The sequence below is a fragment of the Gordonia oleivorans genome (assembly GCF_040044975.1).
GTDB classification, from domain to species: domain Bacteria; phylum Actinomycetota; class Actinomycetes; order Mycobacteriales; family Mycobacteriaceae; genus Gordonia; species Gordonia oleivorans.
In genome coordinates this window covers 1-6,620 of sequence record NZ_JBDZDI010000040.1, presented here as the reverse complement: position 1 = coordinate 6,620, position 6,620 = coordinate 1, and the positions used below count along the sequence as shown (strand labels likewise).

General features: G+C 66.0%; 7 protein-coding genes. 4 read left to right on the top strand and 3 right to left on the bottom strand.

The genetic code is table 11. The features are described 5' to 3' along the window. Positions 1-255: 255 nt before the first annotated feature. Complete coding sequence (locus ABLE92_RS25890) at positions 256-780, top strand: hypothetical protein (RefSeq protein ID WP_348807651.1); 525 nt, start codon at positions 256-258, stop codon at positions 778-780. Between the two features lie 86 nt (positions 781-866). On the opposite strand, the gene ABLE92_RS25885 is transcribed toward ABLE92_RS25890, so the two are convergent. The 3 genes from ABLE92_RS25885 to ABLE92_RS25875 all read right to left on the bottom strand — a co-directional run bounded on the left by ABLE92_RS25885 (position 867) and on the right by ABLE92_RS25875 (position 3,413). Continuing rightward, entirely contained in the window at positions 867-1,766 is a 900-nt protein-coding gene (locus tag ABLE92_RS25885; RefSeq protein WP_348807650.1) for a polyphosphate kinase 2 family protein, read from the bottom strand. 61 nt (positions 1,767-1,827) lie between these two features. Further along, positions 1,828-2,619 (bottom strand): SDR family NAD(P)-dependent oxidoreductase, encoded by a 792-nt coding sequence (locus tag ABLE92_RS25880; protein WP_348807649.1) that lies wholly within the window; start codon positions 2,617-2,619, stop codon positions 1,828-1,830. Further along, positions 2,616-3,413 (bottom strand): TetR/AcrR family transcriptional regulator, encoded by a 798-nt coding sequence (locus ABLE92_RS25875; RefSeq protein ID WP_348807648.1) that lies wholly within the window; start codon positions 3,411-3,413, stop codon positions 2,616-2,618. Before ABLE92_RS25875 ends, ABLE92_RS25880 begins: the two co-directional genes overlap by 4 nt. 52 nt (positions 3,414-3,465) lie before the next feature. Here ABLE92_RS25875 and ABLE92_RS25870 point away from each other — a divergent pair, with 52 nt between their 5' ends. The 3 genes from ABLE92_RS25870 (at position 3,466) to ABLE92_RS25860 (ending at position 6,502) form a co-directional block, all read left to right on the top strand. After that, positions 3,466-4,812 (top strand): DUF445 domain-containing protein, encoded by a 1,347-nt coding sequence (locus tag ABLE92_RS25870; RefSeq protein ID WP_348807653.1) that lies wholly within the window; start codon positions 3,466-3,468, stop codon positions 4,810-4,812. 63 nt (positions 4,813-4,875) lie between these two features. Further along, positions 4,876-5,370: a helix-turn-helix domain-containing protein gene (locus ABLE92_RS25865; RefSeq protein WP_425476291.1), complete on the top strand. Its 495-nt coding sequence runs from the start codon at positions 4,876-4,878 to the stop codon at positions 5,368-5,370. Between the two features lie 34 nt (positions 5,371-5,404). Beyond that, positions 5,405-6,502 (top strand): heparin-binding hemagglutinin, encoded by a 1,098-nt coding sequence (locus tag ABLE92_RS25860; RefSeq protein ID WP_348807647.1) that lies wholly within the window; start codon positions 5,405-5,407, stop codon positions 6,500-6,502. Positions 6,503-6,620 lie beyond the last annotated feature (118 nt).

The following is a 6,620-nucleotide window of genomic DNA, read 5'->3' as shown; positions in this document are numbered from 1 at the left end:
CGACACGACCGTCGTGAGCAACGACCACCACAGTCGCAGCGGCGGGTGACCAACCCTCTCCCCGGCATCAACCAATGCCGGAAACCCGACACGCCCCTTGACAAGAGGTACCTACATATCAGCTAGTCCGCCGCACTCGCCGACGTGCTGAGCAGATCCTTTCTGGATATCGAGATCATATGCACACCAATCGGACTCATCGTTGAGGGTGTGCTGAGGAAACCTGGGTGCGGACCGTCGGTACAGTAATCCGCTATGGCGTATCGAGAGTTTGATGGCACCAGTACCGTGGAGAAGTACGTCGACGTGACGCGGGTATCCCGTGTCGTAGACCGCGCCCTCACGAGGGGTCTGGCCCGCGACGATCTCGCCGCGTCGGCAGGTTCGTTGGTGGGGACGATCGCGCAGGCGGTGGCTTCGAGTGCGATATTGGGGTTCTGTGCCGCACAGTGGGCGGGTCGCGACGTGGGTGTCGGCGTCGCCGTCGGGGTCCTCATCACCTGGGCGGTGATAGTGGCTGCGAGACTCGTCGATCCGTTCATTCGCTGGAATCGTGCGTTGCCGGTGGGAGAGTCGGTCTGGGCCGAGTACAAGCCGGACGCCGTGGTAACCGGCACCGAAAGCGCCTACGACGCGATCAATCGTCGTCGCATCGTGCGCGTCGACCGGCGTGCGACCAGCCTGTGTCTGGTCACCGATGCAGGCCGCGTCAGTGTGGTCCCCAATATCCTTGTCCCGCCTGAGATCGCGGCCGAACTGATCGGCGAAGCGAAACCCTAGATCCGGGACCACATCGCTTGCTCAACTCCCCTGTGCACGCAATGCATTCCGTGTATCTGGGAGTCGAACGCGCAACTCCCACCCTGCTAGACGTCGAGCGCGGCGACTCGCTTCTTCTCCGCCTCGACGTCGAAATCTGCGGGTGGCCAATCCAAGTCGAGTCCGGACAGTGCGTCGATGAGCAGTTCGCAGACCGCGAGTCGGGAGAACCACTTGCGGTTGGCCGGGATCAGATACCACGGCGCGTCATCGGAGTCGCACTGGTCGAAGATCGCCTGATACGCCTCGAGGTACTGATCCCAGTAGGCGCGTTCGTCGATGTCGCCTGGGTTGTACTTCCAGTACTTGTCCGGCCGTTCCAGACGTTCGGTCAGACGTGCCTTCTGTTCCGACTTCGACACCACCAGAGCACATTTGATGATCGTCGTGCCGGCGTCGACCAGCTCGGACTCGAACTGGTTGATGATGTCGTAGCGCCCCGACCACTCCGACTCCGGTACCAGATTGTGCACTCGGACCGGCAGGACGTCCTCGTAGTGTGAGCGGTCGAAGATGCCGATGCGTCCGGCGGGTGGCAGCGCGTTGCGGATGCGCCACAGGAAGTCATGCTGGAGTTCCTCCGGGGTGGGCTTGCCGAAACCCTTGATGGCCAGTCCCTGGGGATCGAGAAGACCGCCGACGTGGCGGACGATCCCGCCCTTGCCCGCGGTGTCCATCCCCTGCAGGACCAGCAGCACCGACCGGCGATCGCCGGCGCGGCCGTTCGCGTACAACAACTCCTGCAGGTCGGCGAGGGCGGCGCCGCGTTCGGTCAGGAGGGTCTCGCCGAGTTCGCGGTCACCGTCGAATCCGGGGGTCGAGTCGGCGTCGAAGGCGGCGATCGGTCCGGTGTGGGCGACCCGGAGGGCGGTGGTCGGCGGCGCGGACCAGCCGGTCGTGGACTTCGGGGACTTCGCGTGCCCGTTCTTGTTGCCGTTCTTGCCCATTGCCTCACGACCTCCTCGTCGACGTGGGGGAGAGCCTACCGGGCGGTGGGGAGGTGGGCGTTCACTTCGGCGGATACAGTCCGCCGCCGCCGAACGCTTCGCGGTGCGAATCGGGTTGTGCACCATCGTTGTTGACGATCCCGTGATCGCGTCCGTACTCGGCGCCGATGACGGTGTGTCCACTCAGCGACGCCAACGCCGGGTCGTCGGCCAACGCGGCGATCACCCGACCGACGAACTCCGGGTCCTCGGCGCGGCTCAGCGAGAAACCGGCGAACTCGTCGACCCCGAGCGAGAGCAGCAACTCGGTGCGAATGAGGCCGAGCCACAACGAGATCGCGGTGACGCCGGTGCCCTCGAGTTCGGTCGCCATGTCGGCGGCCATCTTGTCCAGCCCGGCCTTGCTCATGCCGTAGAGCACCGAATGCAGATGCCCACGGGAACCGAACGACGAGATGTTGACGATCAGACCCGACCCGGCGTCGACCATCGCCCGCGCCGCATGCACCGACGCGACGTAGTGGGCGCGCAGGCCGACACCGATCAGCGTGTCCCAATCCGACACCGGGCGCTTCCAGAAGGGCTCGGAGAAGCCGCCGAATCCCTTCGGCGCCGCCCACGCATTGTTCACCAGCAGATCCAGGCGCCCGGCCGCGCCGGAGATCGTCGCAAAGACCTCGGCGACGGCCGCGTCGTCGCGATGATCGCAGGCCAGTGCGTGGGTGCCGTCGGGGCCGACGCCGCGACGCGAGGTCACATAAACCGTCCACCCGGCGTCGACGAGCGCGGTGGCCACACCCCGTCCCACGCCCCGGCTTCCGCCGGTGACCAGGGCGACGCGACGCTCGGTCACTCGGCCTCCGATGCGGCGGCGTCGGCCAGGGGATCGGGCAGCGGCGGCGGCGCCGTCATGAATGCCTCACGGGAGCCGTTCACCCCGGCGACTCCGACGATCGAACTCCACACCATCATCGTGAGGTAGTCGATGAGTTCGGTGACGGCGATCGGATGATCGGCCATCCACCAGTCGACGGCCCGCTGAATGCCGCCCACCAGGGTGTAGGCCCATACCTGGGCGCCCGCGGTGTCGCCGCCCCGTTCGTCCAGACGCATGATGATGGTCGCGGTCAGCAACTGGGCGACCAGCTTCTCCGACTCCGCCGAGGTCACCGACGACGTCGGCGACGCGGAGATGGCGAAGCGATACAACTCGGGTTCGTCGGCGACGGCGTGCACGTACACGCTGATCACCGTGCGGGTGAGGGTGTACTCGTCGACGTCGTCGGTGATCGTCTCGGTCAACCGCGGCATCAGGGTGGTCTCGAAGAACCGGATGGTCGTGGCCACCCCGAGGTCGTTCTTGTCGCTGAAATAGCGATAGAGCACGGTCTTGGAGACACCGATGTGCCCGGCGATCTCGTCCATGCCGACATCGGCGCCGAGTTCCCGGATCGCGGCCATGGTGCCGTCGGTGAGTTCGGTGCGACGGGCCTGCTTGTGCTTTTCCCAGCGTTGCCGCCGGCCGTCCGGCTTGACCCGGTCGTCGCCGGATGCGCCCAGGATGGCCTGCTCGAAGCCGCGCGTCACATTCGCCGCCGCCGACACCGCCGCACGAGCCGCCGACGCGGGGTTGGGGCGATTTGCCATCACCCGGTCAGAGTAGTCGGTGCCGATAGGTAAGACTGGATGGGTGTCAACACTGAGTCGGGACGTCGCGGGTCGTCATGCCGCGTCCGGGGGGCGTCACGCAAAGCCTGCCAACTCGCCGGGCTTCGCAGCCGGAGGCTCCTCCGGCGACGAGCGCCGTCGCCGCGAACTGCGCAAGATGAAGATCATCGCGACCAGCCTGCTGGGTGTGGCCGCGGTGATCTATCTGTTCACCCGCTACCTCGAGAACCGCGACGGTGACGCCGTCGCCGCCTGGGTCGGATATGTCCGCGCGGCGTCGGAGGCGGGAATGGTCGGCGCGCTCGCCGACTGGTTCGCCGTCACCGCACTGTTCCGTCATCCGTTGGGTCTGCCCATCCCGCACACCGCGTTGATCCGCAAGAAGAAGGACGACATCGGCGATCAGCTCGGCGGGTTCATCGAAGAGAACTTCATGACCCCGGCCGTGATCGAGGAACGCGCAGAGCAACTCGACCTGCCCCGGCGGGTGGCCACCTGGCTCGCCGATCCGGCCAACGCGCCACGTGTCTCCGACGAGGCCGCGCGCGCCATCAAACTCGCCTCGGAGATGTTGCGCGACGAGGACATCGAGCAGTTCATCCAGGCCGCACTGCGCTGGGCCGCCGAGCCCGAATGGGCGCCACCGATCGGCCGCATCCTGCATCAGCTGATCGACGAGGAGCGTCTGGAACCGGTCTTCCAGCTGCTGTGCGATCGAGCGCACGACTGGGCACTGGGCAGTCAGGCGCTGATCGACCGGGTCGTGGAAAGCGATGTCGGCCCGGCGTGGAAACCGAAGTTCGTCACCACACTGATGGGCGACAAGATCTACCGCGAGCTGGTCGATTTCACCTACAAGGTCAAGAGCGACCCGAATCACGAGATGCGGCGCTCGATGCATCAGTTCGTCGAGCAGTTCGCCCACGACCTGCAGTACGACCCGGAGATGGTCGCCAAGTTCGAGGCCATCAAACACGAACTGATCGGCAGTGACGAGGTGGCCGACGCCGCGTCGACGGCGTGGAACACCGGCAAGGCCGTCATCGAACAGATGCTCGCCGACCCCAACAGCACCCTGCGCAACACATTGGCCGACGCGGCGATCAATCTCGGTCGGCGCATCCGCGACGATCGGCCCCTCCAGGAGAAGATGAACGGGTGGGTCGCACGTGTCGCCAATCACGTCGCCGTGAACTACTCGCGTGAGGTGATCTCGGTGATCACCGAGACGGTGCGTGGTTGGGATGCCGAGGACACCAGCCGCAAGATCGAGTTGCAGGTGGGCCGTGACCTGCAGTTCATCCGGATCAACGGCACCGTCGTCGGCTCGCTCGCCGGGCTGGCGATCTACACGATCTCGGTGCTGATCTTCCACTGACCCGGCGACGACCGCATGCAGCAGTGCTTGCACTAGTTAGCACCTGAGTCGATACTGGCTCCAGTGAGCGACGAACCGGCACCCGACGCAGCAGACGCCCCGGACGAGGACACCTCGGCCGGTGACGACGTGGGTGGCGTGACGCAGACCGTCGAAGCGGTCACCGCCGTCGCCTCGGATGCGGTGGCCACCGCCGCACAGGACATCGGTGCCTTCATCCGATCGCAGCGACTGTCGGCCGAGGTGTCACTCCGGCAACTCGCCGAGCGGGCCGGCGTCAGCAACCCGTACCTGTCGCAGATCGAACGGGGCCTGCGGAAACCGTCGGCCGACGTACTCGCCCAGATCGCCAAGGGCCTGCGGGTATCGGCCGAAGTGCTGTACGTTCGGGCCGGAATCCTCGAAGAACGACCGGCCAGCCCGGTGCGGGACGCGTTGATCGCCGACGACTCCATCAGCGAGCGTCAGAAACAGATGTTGCTCGAGATCTACGAATCCTTCCGAAAGGAAAATGCCGCCGGCGTCGACGACGCCGCCGGGGCGGACCCACATGAGTGATCGCTCGACAGACTGACACCACCGCAGGAGGAGCATGTCCGAGAATCCGTTGTCCACCGCACTCGGCCAGGTGTCGGCGCTGCTGACCGAGTTCCGCGAACGGGGAGAGGCCGCCACCGAGCAGGCGCAGGCGAAGATCGGTGACGCCGTCGACGAGGCGCAAACCAAGGTCCTCGAATCGATCGGCGTCGCCCAGGAAAAGCTGTCGGAGTCACGTGACGATGCCCAGGCCCGACTGACCGACACCGTCGAGGGTGCGCAGTCGAAGGTCGACGACGCTCTGTCCGCCGCGCTCGCCGCATTCGAGGAGGCGAAGGCGAAGCTGTCGTCGTTGCCGATCGAACTGCCCGAGGAGATCGACGAACTGCGCGCCCGATTCACCCCGGAAGAACTTCGCAAGGTGGCCGACGCCTACCTCGCTGTCGCGGCCGCACTGCTCACGTCGCTGTCGGAGCGCAGCGAAGAGGTCCTCGGCAAACTCAAGTCCCAACCGCTGGTCGAGGAGAACCTTCCCAAACTCGAGAAGGTGTACACCGACGCGGTCGCGCTCACCGAAGACGCACTGGGCACCATCGCCACCCAGACCCGGCTCGTCGGCGAACGCGCGGCCCGCGGCGTCGGAATGAGTTCGGCCGCTGCGACTCCGGAGTTGCCGGCGGCCAAGAAGGCGGCAGCCAAGAAGGCTCCGGCCAAGAAGGCTCCGACCAAGACGACGGCCGCCAAGAAGGCTCCGGCCAAGACGACGGCCGCGAAGAAGGCTCCGGCCAAGACGACCGCGGCGAAGAAGGCTCCGGCCAAGACGACCGCGGCGAAGAAGGCACCGGCGAAGACGACGGCCGCGAAGAAGGCCCCGGCGAAGGCGACCGCTGCGAAGAAGACACCGGCCGCGAAGAAGACTCCGGCGAAGACGGCCGCCGCGAAGAAGGCGCCGGCCAAGAAGACAACCGCCGCGAAGAAGACAACCGCCGCCAAGAAGACTGCCGCGAAGAAGGCTCCGGCGAAGACGACCGCTGCGAAGAAGACGACGGCCGCGAAGAAAGCTCCGGCCAAGAAAGCTCCGGCCAAGAAGACCGCGGCCAAGAAGACGACCGCCGCCAAGAAGGCGCCGGCCAAGCGGACACCGCGCTCCTAGACGGTATGAGGAGGTTCGGGGCCGAAGGCCTCGAGCTGCAAGTCAAGACGTGGGTTGCCAGAACACACTGGTAGAGCCACATTGCAGACTCAGGAGGCCTCCGGTGATTACTCAGGGT